Origin of the sequence: Sulfidibacter corallicola, from assembly GCF_017498545.1 — a bacterium.
Taxonomy (GTDB): domain Bacteria; phylum Acidobacteriota; class Holophagae; order Acanthopleuribacterales; family Acanthopleuribacteraceae; genus Sulfidibacter; species Sulfidibacter corallicola.
Map to the genome: position 1 here is coordinate 7,987,035 of NZ_CP071793.1, position 16,394 is coordinate 8,003,428.

Sequence of the window (16,394 nt, forward strand, 5' to 3'; positions counted from 1 at the left end):
GTTGACTTAGATGTTCAGGGTATGGGTGAAGCGAGGGTGATCGTGCCGGATCACGAGAGGAAACGACGCTGACCGAGCCATTGCTCGAGGGGAAGGTTTTCCCGCTTGTGAAATTCGGGTTGAGGCGCTGCCGGGAGAAGCGTTTCGACGGAAAGACCTTTTGGTAGGTCAGCCAAATTGACATGTTTCAAGAAGGCGGCAACCGCCCGTTTTTCGATGATGATGGTTCCATTTCCAAATGTGTGGCGGTTGGTTCCTCGCTTCTTGACACCGGACACCCAATACGCGTTGCCCGAAAGAAGGTCCCAGTAATTGGCTCTGTAGCCATCGGCCCCTCGTTTAAGCGCCATACCATTGAAGTACAGGGTTTTTCCGGATTTCGAACTTTTCGCAAATCCAATCCAAGCCGGACCATTGTGGAAATAGCCCGTCATGAGTTCGGCGTATATCAATTTTTCGGACATGGATGCCTCTTGTTTGTTAAAAAATACAGGGCTCCCTGTAGCAAGAATTAAAAAAAAGATGCCATCAAAAGAGTCTTTTGGATTGGAATAATGACTCTTGGGGATAACTATCGTGACATATAAAACACCGTTTATGTCGGGTTCACACGCGTGAACATTTGATGTGGCTTCCCTGGCCGGCGATGCGGGTTATTTTGGGGGGCAATCGCTGTACCGCGACTTGCGGTCGACAAGGCAGCTCGATGATCTTTGCCTTGCCGACCGGACTTTCTGCCAACGCCGACAGAGGTTCCCGCGGAAATGTCAGTCCAGGCGCACGTGGCGCACGATGGCGCTGGCGCTTGCGACGTTGTCGCGATAGGCGGTAACGTAAATGTCTCTGTTGTCTTCAGAAACCGCCAAGCCCCAGGTGCCGGCGAAGCTCGCTTGCAATAACTGGCCATCGCTGTCGTTTGCCGCGCCCGTGCCGGCGACGATTTCCCAGGCACCCGTTTCCTTGTGCACCCGATATAACACGTTATGGGTGTGCGAGCTGATGTATAGGTATGCACCCACGACGCGCACATAGCCCAACAGGGTGTTTGGAATGGTGGCCAACACACTTACTTGCCCGTTGCTGTCGATTTTGTTGACGACACCGTCTTCGAAGTTCGTGCTGTACATCATTCCAGCGTCATCGAAGGCAATGCCGATCGGTGTGCGGATCGAACCGCCTTCCGCGAAGGTGCTCACTTCGCCGTCTGGTGTGACTCGGTCGATCTGACGGCCCGATCCGTTCACACCGTAGTAGGTCACGTAGTAGTTGCCGTCCGGTCCCACCGCCACACCGTTCGGGCCGGAGAGAATGAAGGCCAGGCGCTCGACCGTGCCGTCGGGCGCAACCCGCGCCAGGGATCCCACGGTTTCGGTGACGATCATGTTGCCGAACCGATCGAAAGCCATGTCGATCGGCCCGCGCAAGCCGGAGGCATAGGTTTCCACCACGCCCTCGAGGCTGATGCGGAACACGCGGTTCCCCGCCCAACCCTCAGCGGCGTACATCATGCCGTCGGGCCCCATGGTAAAGCCGTCGATGCGCAAATCGGAGTCCATCGTGACGGTGGTGACGCTGCCCGCGACTTGGTCCACTAATTCTTCGGGCCCCTGGGCAACCACGAGCGCCTCGCTGACCGAGGGCTCCAGCAGTTCGTTGAAGGCGAAGCTCGTACCTGCCAAGGGCTGATCCGCTTGGACATGCAGGTAGATCGGCCCGCTTAGATCGGGAAACAAATCGCTGCTTACGGCGGCAAACGGCTCACCCACCGCCAGGGTGTGCTCGCGTTGGCCGAGGATGGCGCTGTCTTGATAGGCGGTCATGACTAAATTGGCGGTGTCCGTACCCAGGTTCACGACGACCGGTGCCGAAATCTGGGAGGCGGGGTCGGGCAAAAAGGGAAAGATCAGGTGTCGACCGGCCGTGCTCTGCAACTGGATGTTGCCTTGAGCGGGTGAAGAACCCGACGCACTTTGGGTGCCCACCACCATGTAGGAACCCAACAGCGCATCGCTTTCGCTGTTCATGTACAGTGCGAAACCCGCCCCTTCTTCGAGCTGGGGGAACAATTCGTTCACGGCGGCCACCCGTTGTGCCAATGGGTCCAGGGTCACTTGTGCTTCGAATGTTTCGCCGCCGTTGCGTTTGGCGACCAGATTCAAGACAAGCGCCTCGGCTGTGGGGTTGGTCCATATGATGTCGCTCTTGAATTGGCCGTTATGAGTGATCCAGGGGACGACCCAGTCGCCCGCGAACGCCATGGGGCACAGTAACAAACTCAAAAACCATACTCTCACTTCGTGTCCTCCTCGATACGCGTGTAGGTGATCTCGCCGATCAGGAAATCCCGATCCAGGCCCTCATAACGGCGCACCATCTTCCACCGGAACTGTCGTTGGGTAATGTGGTGAAAGCTGAGGTGGTCGCGGTATTTGCCGTGTTGGTCCTGGCCGTCGATCACGCCGGAGAACCCCGCCTCGTTCGCTGCCAGAAAGAAATCTTTTCCCAATACCCGCTTGCCGCCGTCATACCAGCGGCAAATCCAACGCCGGTTTTCACCATCGAAGATGCGCATTGCCGAGCCGAAATAGGTCTCGCGGCCTTCCTCCGGTTTGAAGTTGTCATCCTGAATGCCGTGCCCCTGCAGGATCTTGTAGACATGCGCCCGGTTGGTGAACGCGTTGTAAGTCATGTCCTCCTGCAACCAACGTTGGCTCGCCTGCCAATCTCCCAAGAAGAAGTCGAAGCCGTTCGGCCCCTCGAATGATTGGGTCGGTTGCAACAGTGTCAACACTAGGTAGATCCATTGCATGGTGTCACCTCGTCATGAAATGTGCCGCTGTCGATCAGCGACGTGTTTCACTCTAGGAAATCACCGCCGCGTTAGTCCTTAAGAGCCTGCTAAAGGGTTGTTAAAAATGTAAAATCGGCCCCTGCCCACCCCAGAAAGCGGAAGCGGCCACGTACAATGGAAGCTCGTCGAAGGGAGGAACGCTCATGCTCAAGTGGTGGTGGGTCGCCGGTCCGGCTGCGATTTTGATGGCGATGGCGGCGCTGCAGGCCTATTGGTTGCGGCAACTCCATGCTTCGAAAGCCCAAGAACGCGAGAGTTACCTGCAACGGGCCACCTTTCTGTTCGCCGCCGAATTGGACCACCGCTTGTCTTTGGTCGAAGCGCAGTTTCAGGAAGCGGGCGCCGACCCTCGACGCCTGCAAGGCACATGGCACGGTCTGAAGACGCCCGAACTGGTTGAAGCGATCTGGTTGGTCGACCCCGCCAACCGCGACACGGCCACCAAGCTCTCCGTGGATTCCCTGGTGACCCTGCCGCTGGATCGCGACCTACGAGCCTGGCTTTACGGCGCGGGGGCGTTGCGCGGGTTCCCGCCGTTGCTGCTCGGCAGCGGGACAATGGAGGAAACCATCGTTGCCGTGGTTTGGAATCGCGAATATTTCGGCCAAACCTTTCTGCCCTGGTGTTTCTCTCGGGCGCTGCCCAGGCCCACGGACTTTCACTACAACCTGATCAATGCAGCTTCCGGTGAGTCCCTGCTGGGTGAGGCCGACCTGGTTGCCGACGGCAGCAGCCATTTTTATCCTCAAACCCGCTTCGCCTCCCCGTGGCGAATCAACGATCCGGAGACCTGGGACAATCCTCGGTTCGCCCCCGACACGGCCGCGCTTCATTTTGAAAGCAATGGGGCGTTGCGTTTGGAGACACGGCTGGCCGCCGGCAGCTTGGGTGCCATCGAACGACGGCAACGCTTGCGCGATGGCCTTCCGGCGCTGCTGAGCCTGGTGTTTCTCGCGCTGGCCTTTGCCGCCTTTTACACCTACCTACGCCGGGCCAAGGCGCTGTCCCAGCAGCAGGCCGCGATGATGGCCGCTTTCAGCCACGAATTGCGCACGCCCCTCGCTACGATTGGCATGGCCGGTGAAAACCTGGCCGATGCCACGATCAAGGACGAAGACAAGGTACGCGCCTATGGCCGCTTGATCACCCAGGAAAGCGGCCGCCTGGGCACGATGGTGATGCAGGTGTTGCAGTACAGCAAACTTTTCGGCAAGGGGATTCAGGCGCACCACGCACATGCGGATGTGGCCGCCAGTCTTGCGCAGGTGGAACGGGAACTCACCCTGCTCTTGGAAGGCAAGCGCTGCAAATTGCGCATCGAATGTCGGGACACCCCTCCCAGCGTCGCCATCGAACCGGAAGCCCTGCATACGATTTTGCGCAACCTGATCAGCAACGCGATCAAGTTCGGACCAAGCGAGCGCACGGTCGAGATTGCGGTAGTGCCTGGAGTGCAACAACGGCGGGAGGGACTCAATATCCACGTGACGGACCATGGCTTTGGCATCCCCAAGCGCGAACGCCGCCGTGTTTATGAGCAGTTCTATCGCGGGGATCGCGCAAGGAAGGATCAGATTCAGGGTACGGGCTTGGGTTTGAGTCTGGTGCGTAAATTGGTGCAGAACGCCCGCGGCCGCATTCACCATCAAAGCGATGAACATCGCGGCACCACGTTCACGGTATGGCTGCCCCAGCCCCAGGATCCAATCTCATGAACGAGCACATTTTGTTGATCGAAGACGAACCCGGTCTCGCCCTGACGCTGGGTGACCGCCTCCAAGCGGAAGGCTATCGGGTCACCCACAAGGCCGATGGGATCAGCGGCGAACAGGCTGCCCACCACGACGGTCCCTTCGACTTGGTTCTGCTCGACCTGATGCTGCCAGGAAAAAGCGGGTTCGAAGTATGCCGCGACTTGCGTGCGGCAAAGGCAGACATCCCCATCTTGATGTTGACCGCACGGGATCAGTTGACCGACAAGGTCGTGGGCCTCAAACTCGGAGCGGACGACTACCTTACGAAACCTTTCGAGACCCCCGAATTGCTGGCGCGTATGGAAGCGCTCATCAGGCGACACAAGCGCGGGTCGGGCGGCACGACGGTGGGGGCACGGGTCGATCGCTTCGGTGACATTGAGGTGGACCGCCGTCAGGTCTTGATTCGCAAGGCGGGCGAAGAGGTGGAGCTGAGCGCGCGCTTGTATCAATTACTGCTGTACTTTCTCGACCACCCCAAGGAACTCCTGACCCGCGAGCGCCTGTTGGATGCGGTGTGGGGCTTCGATGCAGAGGTTGCCACGCGGACGATCGACGTGCACTTGGCCTGGCTGCGGCGCAAGCTGGAAACCGATCCGCAGCGTCCGCGACATTTCATTACCGTCTATGGGATCGGCTATAAGTTCGTGCCGTGAACGGTCGCCACCGGATCGCTCAGGCCAGGTTGGTCTTCTCAAATCCCAAGGATCGCCTGGCGACCCCAAGCCCGTACGCCGTGAGGCGGGATCCCCCGTTACTTTCATGCCAAGCTCGCTCAGGCGTGCACTTATTCGTCACGGTATTGCCGCCGAAACTTGCCCGGACCGAGGCCTACCGTTTTTTTGAACACCCGGCAAAACGCAGCGGGCGAATCGTAGCCCACCATTTCGGCGATCGACTCCACCGCCTCGCTTCCATCCGCCAGCAGACGCTTGGCCCGCTGCATGCGCCAATCGGTCAAATACTGCATGGGCGTTACGCCCAGGCAACTTCGAAATCGTTCGGCAAAACTGGAGCGGGACAACCCGGCCTCGCGGGCCAAACCCTGCAAATTCCAGCGCTTGGCGACCTGGCTGTGCATCGCCTGGAGGCTTCTCCCAATGCCCTCGTCCTGTAGGGCGGCCAGGAATCCCCGATTCAATCGAGTTTCTTCTTGCCAGACGCGCATCGCATGGACGAACAACACCTCCGTCAGTTTCTTGGCGAGCACGGCATGGCCAGGACGCCTGCTCTGGGCCTCGTAGGCCATCAGTCGCGCCGCCTGGTGGAACCAGGCGAACTCCAAGGCCTGTGTGCCCTTGACCGCGATGTAACTCGGCAATTCTCCCATCAATGGATGATCGAACCGAGTGTCGTACTCCAAATGTCCGCAGACCAATCGCGTTTGGTCCCTTCCTTCGTCGCTTCCATAGGTGAACACGCCGTTCTGGACACCTTGACTTTCGACCATGGCATGCTCCAAGTCTTGGATCGGTGCGTCGAGGGAGTTGCTGAGGATGTGCGGGGCGCCGTGGGGCACGATGATCATATCTCCGGGTGACAGCTTTTCGGGTTCCGTGGCGCCGTCGACCCGCACCCAACAATCGCCGCTCATGGTCACGTGAAACCTGGCAACCTTACTGAATTGAGGTACCTGGATGCCCCAAACACCTTGGAAGAGGGTGGTGTAGTAGACACACCCCTTGAATCTGAGCAGGTCCAGAATGTCGCTGAGCACGTCCATTGGCCACCTCCGCTGAGATTGATTTTAATCGATCGTAGCTGGAATTGAGCTGGTTTGGACGATCGGGCAAGAAACATGGACGAGAGGGCATGGATCGGATTTTCTCCTGTACCTAAGATGAATACCAAGTTAACGGGGCACGCTTCGGCTTTCGGAGCCGAATCGTCATCGCCCATCGAACCTCGATTATCAAGGAGTATGGACATGAACGTCATTTCTCGAACGATGTGGTTGCTCGTCTTTTGCTGCGTGGCCTTTGCCGCCAACGATACCAATACCACGAGCGGGCTCACCTCGAAGGGGCCTGGCCTTGCGCTTCACGGATACGACGCGGTGGCCTTCTTTACGGAGCATCGTGCGGTCGAAGGTACCGCCCGCCATGCCGTGGTCTACAACGAGGCGACCTATCGTTTTTCCAGTGAGGAGAACCGTGCGGCGTTCGCGCGGAATCCCGAAAAATACGTACCGCAATTTGGCGGCTTCTGCGCCTACGGTGTCTCCGTCGGTGCCAAATTCGACGGCGACCCGCGTTATTGGAAAATCGTCGGCGGCAAGCTGTATGTGAACCTCAACGGCGATATTCAACAAACCTGGCTCAAAGACGTGTCCGGCAACATTCACAAAGCCGAGAAGGCCTGGGGAAAAATCGCCGCGAAACCTGCGGCCGCCTTGAAATAGACGCGCTTCCCCGCGGCTGAGACCAAGGGAGGGACCCATTCGGTGGTGGCTTGCCGCCATAATGGGTCCCGTCTTTTTTGGGATCTCTCGGGAATGGGGGCTGGAAAAACCGAAACAAGCTGAAGCATGGCCATGGGGTGCTACCAACTGGCTGTTCTTTCCTGGTTTCCGGTCGGGGTGGGCACTTGCTAAAGAAGTTTTTCGATGTCGGCGAGGTCTTGCAGACGGTTCGACGCTCGCTTGTTCTTTATCAGGGCTTCTTTTCCGATGAACTGCACCGGGATGTCGTCGTAAAAGCCCTCGGTCAAATCCGGTTCAGCTTCGTTGAAGGAAACGCCGTCGATTTCGTTGAGGAGATCAATCCTCACAGGCTCCAGACCCATTTTGACGATATTTCCCGGTAGGAACAAATGGGGTCCAAGGTCTTCCTCGGGAAAACCAAACTGGACCAATGTCATTTTGAGACGAGCCACATTTTCAGCGTCCGGGTGGTAAAAAATGTCGAGGTCTTTGGTGAAGCGAGGGTGACCGTACCACGCAACGGCATATCCGCCGACGATCATGTAGCGCACGTTATTTTCTTTCAATAACTTCAATAACTCTTTGAAATCGGGCTGGATATTCATAAAGAAAGCACCCCGCTTGCAATCGCAGTTGTTCAACCATTTCGAGACGTTCTTCCGGTGATTTCGATAGCCAATAGGCTTTATCTTCCCGTTCAGACTGTTCGTGCGTGGTGACCGACAAAATCTTTTTTTTCATAAGCACCTTTGTCCTGCTGGTTTCCAATGATCCAAACCCAAGGGGGCGACCCAGGTCGAACTCGATCCGATTCAATCCATTTTTGCCTGGATGTCATCGCGAGTCGCCCCGAGCAATGTCGGGCCAAACTCAGTTAGTCAGCTTTGGCGCCATCCAGCGGTACGCGACCGCTCCTGCGGAAATTACCGGACCACGAGTCTTGAAAAACCTCGGTTGGCCGGTTCCTCCCCGCGGGCGCGGGGAACACAGACGGCGCTTGTTTGATCTGGTCAAACGAAGCGGTTCCTCCCCGCGGGCGCGGGGAACACGACCATAATGTTACTACATCTTCAAAAATAAACGATTCCTCCCCGCGGGTTCGGGGAGCAGGACTCGAAAAAACCGACCTAGGGGGCCTTATTTAAATGTTTGGAAGTGAATCAGCTCCATCCAGACGTTTTCTTCGCCGCTTTCCTTGTTTATGGACGTGCGCTTGATCAGGTAGGGTGGTTCCTTGATGACATAGCTCTGTTTCACCCATGGCGTATTCATCTCCGTCACACTTTCCAAAACCCACACCTTATCATTTTGTCACCCGCCCATACCGTGCGATCTCGTCGGCATATGCTGGTGGAAAACCCAATTCGAGAACCAGTTTCGAGAGCCGCATCGCATATTCAGCGTTGGTGCCTGTTCCCGCCGAATCGGGAGCTAGGTTGTAACACATCGCGTCAATGGTTTCGGAACCCTCGATGAGTTGGGCAAGTACGGGTTCAGGCTGGTAGTCGCGGACGCTGGCCTCGGAATACAGCGATCTGGCCTCTTCGGCGGAAAGCGCCATGACGACGCCGTACGAAACGGATCCCGCGCATGGGACAAGCGTCGCCCTGTTTCCTATCTGGATCCGGAAGTCAGGTAGTTTGGCCGACCCGACCCGACGCGGATGAAGACCCTTTTTCTCCAGGAGTTTCGCGTCCATGAAGAGACCGTAAAAGAAAATCGCGTTCATCAGGTGCCTCCTCCGACCATCGAGCGCCGGTTGGTTCGGGAAGAATCGTGTCGGCTCTGCGGGAAACAGAGGCCTGGTTCAATCAGCCGAGAGAATCAAGCGTAGGGGAGTGGCCTTGGGTTCACTTGGCCCGAGGCCCCAGGCGACCCCTCCGGCGTGGTTGGGATCGCCACCGGTCACGCGATGCCGGACCTGCTGGGCTTCGCTCGCCGGCATGTGCACGGCGTCACATAGTGTACCGCGCGGTTCGACATGCGGCAAAAGGCGGATCGGGGATCTTGCCCCCGATCCGACGCTTGATTGCGGGTCAACTACCCTTGGGCGAGCGTTCGACGGCGGGAATCTCCACGTCCAGCACCTCCCTCAGCTCGTCGGCGTGCTCGAGGCGGATCGTCTGCGTCTCGCGGCGTTCGGTGGCGCGACCGAAATCGCGGACGACGGTGACGGTACAGGTGGCATGCCCCGTCAATGCCGTGTTGTTGCTGCCGTAGTATTGGACGAACACCTTGTACGTGCCCGGCATCGCCCGGAAAAGGACGTAGCCTTCGGGGCCCAGGCCCTCCGTCAGGTCCGCGGTCATCAAACCGCCGATCCGCGTTTCCTCATTTTCCCAATTGGCCAGCTCACCGCTGGCTTCCACGACCCAGAGGTCCATGTCCGCGGTGGGGTCGTCCCAATGGAGCAAGACCATCAGGTCACCTTCCGCTCGGCCTTGGAGTCCGGTCGCCAGCTTGGCGAAGGGTTCCAGCGAGGTGGCCGATCCGAGCGCCCGGGACGCGGCCTGACGGATACCTTGGTATTCCAACGCCGCCAGGGTCGAAAACCCTTCGAAGCGCTCGTCTTCGAGGTAGAGCAGCGCCATGTGGTCGGGCACGTCGCCCCAAGGTGTCCAAATCGCTTCGCCCATCGCCTGTAGGGCCAGGCGGAAATGACGCTGGGCCATAGCCCGTTCGCCGCGTTCGAGGGCTTGATCGGCCATGGAGGCGTGCACCAGTGCGTATTCCCGCTTGACCTGGGGCCACTCGGGCCGCAACTCGATCAGGCGCAGGTAGAGACCTTCCGCATCCTCCAGCAGGCCCTGCTCCACCAGCACACCGGCCGTGACCCGCATCGATTGGGCGTCTTCCAGTCCCAGTTCCAGCAGGTTCGAGAGAATGCGGCGTCCCAACACCGGCTCGCCCTCCCGGAAAAACGACCGGGCGCAATCGAGAAAGAACGCCGGTGAGCGGCCATGCTTTTGCCGCAAAGCCAAGTAGCCGGCGTAACGGCGATCCGGGGTCAGCGCGGCGAGCTCGGCTACGTAGGAGACCTTGGCGTCCCAAGGGACCAGGGTCACCGTCGAACCGCCTTCGTCGCCCGACTCGTTCGATACGATGGTCTCCACGACGGCTTGCATCAATTGGTCGCTTCCGGAGACTGCCGCCATTGCTTCTAGGTGCAGGGTCCAATCCATGATGATCTTGATGGTCGACTCATCGGAATAGTCGATGCTGGTTGGAATGGCTCCCGGAAATGATCGGTGATCGACCTCGATGTGGTAGGTTTTGGCGGATGACCCCGAAAAGCGAAACCGTCCGTCGGCATCCGAAGATATGGTGCGCGTTGCGGTGCCCGGATCCTGGCCTTTTTCGGTGATTTTCAACTGGGCGCCTGGCAGCGTGGTGCCGTCTTTGGCCAGAACCGTGCCGGTGATCTCGACATGTTCCTTCGTTTCGAACGTCATTTTTATCTGTTCGTAGTAAGGGATTTTCCACATATGCGCATCGCAGCGAAACGTTCGGTCACCCACCAAGGTGAATGGTTGCTTGGAGGCGTTGTGGTACTCCTCTTTCTCGAACGACAGGGTGTAGCGCCCGAGAGCCAGTCCCGTCGCCTCGTAGGCACCCTGCTCATCGGTGGTCAATGTCACGGGTTTGCCCTGGCTTTCTCCGGAAACGGGCGTCACGGTGACCTGGACCCCCGCAACCGGTTGGCCCCTTGCATCGCGAAGGGTTCCCCGGACGCTTGGCTTGTCGGACGGGACCATGGCCACCACGGGAAAGGTATCGGCCGATTTGCGGCTGCCGGGGGAGGGAGTCGAGGATGGGCTTTCGGCATCTTCGGTGTCCCCAACCTCTTCGTCGCCGGCGTCGATAAAGGCCTGAGCCGCTTCCAATGCGGCCCGCCAGTCGAATCGCTTTTCGGGCTTCAGCGTTTCCAGCGGGTACTCGTCGGAGCGGTGCTCCTGCACGTACTCATATGAATCGAACACATCTTCGCGGTACTCCGCCACCTGCTCGTCGAATTCATGTTTCGTTTCTTTCAGGCTGGCCCGGTATTGAGCGCGCATGTCGGCCAACATCGCGGGCGGCTCCACCTGGTATTCGAGATATTGCGAGAGATCTTCGAAGACCATCGCCGTCGTGAAGGGAGAAACCTGGCCAAATCGTTGGGAAAGCGCCACGATTTTTTCGCGGTTGCGGTCGGGGAAGACCATCCATTCGCGCATCTGGCGTTGCGCCCAGATCTGGCCGGCAAAGCCGTCTTGGGTGGCCGTTTCCGGCTTCAAATCCAACTCGATCTGGCGCTCGGCGGAGGTACCGAAGCCATAGCGCAACACCAGCCGGGTCGGGTGGGATCCCGTCAGGGTGCCCGTCACCAGGGCCCGGTTTTCCAAACCATCGGTGGGTACGGGCAGCACTTCCCCGATGCGTCCATCCGGCAATTCGGCTTTGACCAACCGAAACGGCCTCCGCTTCATTTGCGCCAGGGCCGCTTCCGTTTTGGTCGCGCTCAGGTCGATGAAGGCGCCGCCCGATTCCTCGGCCAAATACCGCATCGTTTCGTTCTGACCCAATCTTTCGGTCTTGAGTGCGTACAGGGGATGGTCGAAAAGCGGCTGACCCGGGCCGTTGAGCGTGTCGCGACCGTCACTCACCAGGAGCCCGAGATCCGCTTCGGGAACCGGGGTCAACCCGAAGAAATCCGTCCCGCCGTCCTGCTCGATCCGCTTCAGTGCCGCGAACAGATCGGCGAAACCGCGATGCCCGCGGCGCCGGAAGGAACGCACGGGCTCGTGGACATCGCGAAACACCACCAGGTCGACCTGTTCGACCGTGGGCATCCCGCGCATGAACGCCTCGAGGAACGCCTGCGCCCGGGCCTGTCCGGCTTCGGTCACGCTCAGGGACCCGTCCCAATAGATGGCGACCCGCTTGGGGGCGAGGTCGATGGTGCGCGCTGAGGTGAGCCCGGGACTGACGGCAGCCGCGAACGCGTACTCGTTCGGGCCGATCTCGGCGAGTGAAATCAGGGGATCCGATCCCACCGGGCAACCCACGACCAGTTCTTTTTTCGGCTGGAACCGCTCGAACACCTTGTGAATCCGGTACCCCTTGCCATCAGCCAGCGCTTGAAGGTGCAACCCGTCAAACGGATCTCGGGTCAGCGTGGGCTTCGCGGGAAATCCTTCGATCGAGAGGTCGAGCGCGAAGCGGCCGAGCCGGGGATAGCCCTCCAGCGGCAGGCGATAATAGAGCCGCTGTTCCTTCAGGTAAAGTGGGTGAACGTAGCGAAGGCGAATGGTGCGGGTCCCGAACTCGGGAATCGGATAGACGCGGGTACGAAACACGTTGCCGTCCACCCATTCCGCGATGCCGGGATCCACCTTGCGGCGCGACTCCCGCTCGAAGGCGATGCGGGCCTGGTGTTTTTCCACCATCACGCCGTCCACCAGTTGGCCGTTGACGTCGAGGGCGTAGCCCGACACGGTTGCGCCTTCCGGCAGCGGGACCAGGAATTCGCCTTCAATCTCGAGGTCTCGTTCATTGAAAAAGGTACAGGTTAGCGTCGTTTCGGCCAGGAATCCGTGGATGCGGGCGGAAATATCCAAGTCCAAGAGTCGTGCGGCGGTGGTGGTTCCCTCATCGTGGGAAACCAACCGTGGACCCGGTCCGGTATCGACCGCCTGAATTTGGGCCAAGAGCGTGAATCCCGAAAGGAGCCACGCCAACGAAAGGAAGGGGAGCACGAATCGAGCGATGCCATGTACCTTCATATCTAACCTCCTGAGCGAAAGTTCGCTAACGAGAGTGCAAGCTGAAGGCCAGGTTTTTGCCGCTGTTCATAATCTTGTAACACGTAAATTTGACAAGTGTTTGCCGATAGGACGAGCCGTGATCTAACGAGAAAATCCAATTTTTTGAATCGAAAACTGGCTTTTTTCGGTTTTTTCTGAATCCTGGCTCATGCCTTGGCGAAGAGGCAAATCGCCGGCTCGGTCCGTCATGTTTGGTCGCAGGCCACCTGATTGCCATGGCGATACCAGGCACCCGGTTCGAAGTCTTTGATCTTCGCTTCGCCCCATTGCCGCAGCGCTTCGATCGCCGTGCATTGATCGTCGACGTACATGGTGGTTTCGAACGGGATTTCGGCGCCGTAACGAATGACCAGTTCTTCGTAGAACAGCGCTCGGAGCTGTTTGGGCAAAATCTCGTTCGCCAGATTGGCCACCAGGTCGCGGGGTTGCAAGAGCGCGCCGCACCGGTACCGGCGCCCCGCGGTGAACGAATCCTCGTGTTCCCGCCACCAGGCGCGCCACAGGTTGCCGTCCTGGGAAATTCTTCGAAAACTGCTCCTGTGGCGGGCCAGGCCCTCGACTTCGCCGCCTTGGTGCAGTTTGGCCCGCTCGTCATCGAAAAGTTCGTCCTCGTCGAACGGTTCCGGCACCCCGACATCTTCGAACAAGGGTGCACCAGCGATTAAATAGAGCGCGAGCGAAGCCGCTTCGGCCACCGGGTCGCTGCTCGTGGCGTCCAGCAGATCCAGCATCTGGGGAATCGCGACCGGATCGCCGAGCAGACCCAGCGCCAAGACCGAATCGGGATCGACGCGTTGGGCGAACGCGATGCGTCGAAGCAGGGTGCCGTCCGAGGCGTCACCGGCCAGACCCAGGGCCAGGGCCGGCCAGGGTTCCGTGCCGATGCGGTTTCGGCACCAGGTCAGCACCGCGGCGTCGCCCAACCGCAACAGGCTGAGCGCCAGCAGGGCGGAACCCGCGGGCTCGCCACACGCCGCCAAATGCGCCCTGAGCGCCGGACAGGCCTCTTTTCGACCCAGGCGGCCCAGGGCCCAGGCCTTCCAAAGCGGCGCCACCTCCTGGTTTGGCGAGGCATCCGCCGAAAGGGGTACCGCGCAAGAAGCGCGACGAAATCCGATGATCTGTGCGGCCGCGGCCACCTGTGTGCCGTCGCGTCCTTTCACGGTGTGTTCCAGCCAACCCGTTGCGGAACGCGGCATGAAGCGACAGAGCGCTTCCACCGCGGCCTGCCGCGATTCGTCGTCCATGGCGGCGGCCATCACTTCTTTCAGGCGGGCGTGATCGTCCAGGCCGCACCAGACGGCGACGGCCGCGAACACCTCGCCGGGTTCGCCCTGCTGGAAGGCGGCCGTCAACACATCGTCGATGAGCGTCGCACCCGGCAGGAGCGCCCGGAGGTGGGCCATCAGGCGAATTTCGATGTCGCGGGGGTCCCGCCACGAATGGCCGGGGTCGTTCAGCGACACCTGGCGCTGGTGATACAGGAAGGCCGCCTCTTCGAGATGCTCGGCGTAGAGGTCGTGGGCGAAAGCGCGTTCCGCGGCGGTGTAGGTATTCGGATCGGACATGGAAAAGGGCTCCTGGCATGCATGTCATCGAGATGGGGTGGTACGGCCGATACCGGCTATCGGCGATCGCCGCTGCCGACACGGAAGGTGGCCGAGTGCATCGTCGGTCACCTAGTACACGAGTACCCGTGCGACTTCGTGGCCCTGCCGATGAAGCCGATGGGCGTAGTGGACCAATGCCCACAGGGCCGCATCGTGGCTGGCGAAGATCGGGCACTCGATCCCCACCGACCAGGCATCGGGCTGAATCGGATGGTCGGGGAAGCCACCGGCCTGTCGCGGATGCGCGCCGACCCGTGGAAACCCGCCCAGAAGGAACAGGTGGGTCCAATGGCGCAGGTCCTCGAACAGGGTCTCGACGAAATCCGGCTCGGGATGGGCGGCGAACACGATTTCCACCCCACGGTCGCGCCCGCTGTGATCCGGTTCCTCGATCTCGCCTTCGAAACCCGGATTTTTTGGCAATCGGGGGTAATCGCGGTTATCGGGCGCTCGGAGCGGCGTCTCCGGGGGAATGCTCGTCCCAATGGTGCGGATGATGAGCGCTCTCGGGAGACGCGCCTGAAGCAAATGGATCAGGATCGTAAAGGCATCCGGATTCAGGTGGGTTGTCGTCATTGCCCAGGTTTGCCGGTGGTGTTCGGGCTCGAACGTCTTGCGATCCACCAGCACCGATGTCTCGTGGGCATTCCCGCTCGCCCCGAACATACCCCGATTGGCACATCGCGCGAAGACCTCGACCGGATCGGGCATGACCGCGTCGGGGTCCGCGGGCTCGCCGCGCACATTTTCCTCGAAAAGGTGTGTTTCATCCGCGACCAGGGCGATGGCCAACTGCTGGGAAGCGGCGTTGCGAATCTCGAGATCCAGGCGGGGATGGGGCGCGTCTGGAGAAACAGCCATGGAAACCTCAGTCATAATCCCGGTCGAAACCGTTCAGCCACTCGTCCTGGGCTTCGACGCCGAAGGCCTTTCCGGCGCCACCGAACGAATCGACGCGTATGGGACGAAGCACGCGGGCCACCGCGCGGTAGGCGGGCAGGAAGTCGCGACGACTCACATCGCCGATGGCCGGCGCGGGACCCGCCTGGAGGATCATGCCCGTATCGAGCGGGTGACAGGTCACCTTCGGCGCATCGGTCAGGGCCGATTGAACTGAATCCCGTCCCCCCAAGGCGGCCAGTTGCAGCGGCCCCAGCAGATTGAGCCAGTTGGCGCGCTTGACCAGGGGCGTGAAGAACTGGTGTTGGTCCATGAACGCCGGATCGAAACGCAGCAACCGTTCGGTTCCGGAAACCGGAATGTCGAATCCGGGATGGCGCAAGCAAAAGGCGCTCACCTTGTGCCAGACTTCGGATTGCAAGGGGCCCGATCCCGCCCAATGGTAGGCGTTCAGGGCGAAGCCGGCGAAGCCCGTGAGAAAGGGCAGCGCGCGAACCACCTCGAGATCGCGGATCCAAGCGGCGAACGCGTCGCCTTCGGCAAGGGAGTGATCCACCGGGAGGGTGATTTTCACCCAGGACAGGGGGGGCGTGATGCGCGCGCCTTGTTTTCCATAGAGCATGTTCCAGGTGGCCGCTCGCTGGGTGCGTTGCGCCTCGGGCATGGCACCTTCCTCGCGGCGCTTGACGCGCAGGGTCAGGGTCGCCGCCGAAGCCCCCTCTTTTTCACTGGTCAACTGAAAGTAAAAGTCCTGGTTGGCCTTGGGATTTTCCAGCCAGGTGGGCACCGTCGAAGTCGCCCGCCCCTTGAATGCCGCAGGGCGTTTGCCCTTGTTGTAGAAGGCCACGTGACCGTCCAGCAGCTCCAAACCCTTTTGGTAAAAGTCCATCAAGGGCCCGGCCGCGGTTTCCCAAAGGTACAGCTCGAACGTCAGACAGGGCTGCACCAGGTGCCCCGCTTCCGAGTTCACTTCGAAATCTTGCCAATTTGGAACACTCATGTCGCGAACTTCCTTCGTTTTCGTCTCATCGATCGATGCTCGGCCCTTCC

General features: G+C 59.9%; 14 protein-coding genes. 3 read left to right on the forward strand and 11 right to left on the reverse strand.

Going from position 1 to position 16,394, the window contains the following annotated elements:
* Positions 1–50: 50 nt before the first annotated feature.
* From J3U87_RS24545 to J3U87_RS24555, 3 genes are all read right to left on the reverse strand, one after another.
* Positions 51–464 (reverse strand): hypothetical protein, encoded by a 414-nt coding sequence (locus J3U87_RS24545; protein WP_237378424.1) that lies wholly within the window; start codon positions 462–464, stop codon positions 51–53.
* A gap of 303 nt (positions 465–767) precedes the next feature.
* Complete coding sequence (locus tag J3U87_RS24550; protein ID WP_237378425.1) at positions 768–2,294, reverse strand: Vgb family protein; 1,527 nt, start codon at positions 2,292–2,294, stop codon at positions 768–770.
* Entirely contained in the window at positions 2,291–2,809 is a 519-nt protein-coding gene (locus J3U87_RS24555) for a hypothetical protein (protein ID WP_237378426.1), read from the reverse strand. Before J3U87_RS24555 ends, J3U87_RS24550 begins: the two co-directional genes overlap by 4 nt.
* 185 nt (positions 2,810–2,994) lie before the next feature.
* Between J3U87_RS24555 and J3U87_RS24560 the strand changes: the two genes are divergently transcribed.
* Entirely contained in the window at positions 2,995–4,566 is a 1,572-nt protein-coding gene (locus J3U87_RS24560; protein ID WP_237378427.1) for a sensor histidine kinase, read from the forward strand.
* Positions 4,563–5,261, forward strand: a complete 699-nt coding sequence (locus J3U87_RS24565) for a response regulator transcription factor (protein WP_237378428.1) — start codon at positions 4,563–4,565, stop codon at positions 5,259–5,261. Before J3U87_RS24560 ends, J3U87_RS24565 begins: the two co-directional genes overlap by 4 nt.
* A 131-nt stretch (positions 5,262–5,392) precedes the next feature.
* Here the strand turns inward: J3U87_RS24565 and J3U87_RS24570 are convergent, their stop codons facing one another.
* The gene (locus J3U87_RS24570) at positions 5,393–6,328 is read right to left on the reverse strand and encodes an AraC family transcriptional regulator (protein WP_237378429.1); all 936 of its coding nucleotides are present in this window, start codon (positions 6,326–6,328) and stop codon (positions 5,393–5,395) included.
* 204 nt (positions 6,329–6,532) lie between these two features.
* Between J3U87_RS24570 and J3U87_RS24575 the strand changes: the two genes are divergently transcribed.
* A complete protein-coding gene (locus tag J3U87_RS24575) occupies positions 6,533–7,006 on the forward strand; it encodes a YHS domain-containing (seleno)protein (RefSeq protein WP_237378430.1) in 474 nt (157 codons plus the stop codon).
* Between the two features lie 188 nt (positions 7,007–7,194).
* On the opposite strand, the gene J3U87_RS24580 is transcribed toward J3U87_RS24575, so the two are convergent.
* From J3U87_RS24580 to J3U87_RS24605, 7 genes are all read right to left on the reverse strand, one after another.
* Complete coding sequence (locus J3U87_RS24580) at positions 7,195–7,632, reverse strand: nucleotidyltransferase (RefSeq protein WP_237378431.1); 438 nt, start codon at positions 7,630–7,632, stop codon at positions 7,195–7,197.
* A 532-nt stretch (positions 7,633–8,164) separates the two neighbouring features.
* A complete protein-coding gene (locus tag J3U87_RS35045) occupies positions 8,165–8,299 on the reverse strand; it encodes a hypothetical protein (protein ID WP_272932416.1) in 135 nt (44 codons plus the stop codon).
* Between the two features lie 31 nt (positions 8,300–8,330).
* The gene (locus tag J3U87_RS24585) at positions 8,331–8,756 is read right to left on the reverse strand and encodes a gamma-glutamylcyclotransferase family protein (protein WP_237378432.1); all 426 of its coding nucleotides are present in this window, start codon (positions 8,754–8,756) and stop codon (positions 8,331–8,333) included.
* A 307-nt stretch (positions 8,757–9,063) separates the two neighbouring features.
* The gene (locus J3U87_RS24590; protein ID WP_237378433.1) at positions 9,064–12,792 is read right to left on the reverse strand and encodes a carboxypeptidase regulatory-like domain-containing protein; all 3,729 of its coding nucleotides are present in this window, start codon (positions 12,790–12,792) and stop codon (positions 9,064–9,066) included.
* Positions 12,793–13,019: 227 nt separating this feature from the next.
* Positions 13,020–14,402, reverse strand: a complete 1,383-nt coding sequence (locus J3U87_RS24595) for a hypothetical protein (RefSeq protein WP_237378434.1) — start codon at positions 14,400–14,402, stop codon at positions 13,020–13,022.
* 111 nt (positions 14,403–14,513) lie between these two features.
* Positions 14,514–15,305 (reverse strand): hypothetical protein, encoded by a 792-nt coding sequence (locus tag J3U87_RS24600; protein WP_237378435.1) that lies wholly within the window; start codon positions 15,303–15,305, stop codon positions 14,514–14,516.
* Positions 15,306–15,312: 7 nt separating this feature from the next.
* The gene (locus J3U87_RS24605) at positions 15,313–16,344 is read right to left on the reverse strand and encodes a type VI immunity family protein (protein ID WP_237378436.1); all 1,032 of its coding nucleotides are present in this window, start codon (positions 16,342–16,344) and stop codon (positions 15,313–15,315) included.
* Between the last annotated feature and the right edge of the window lie 50 nt (positions 16,345–16,394).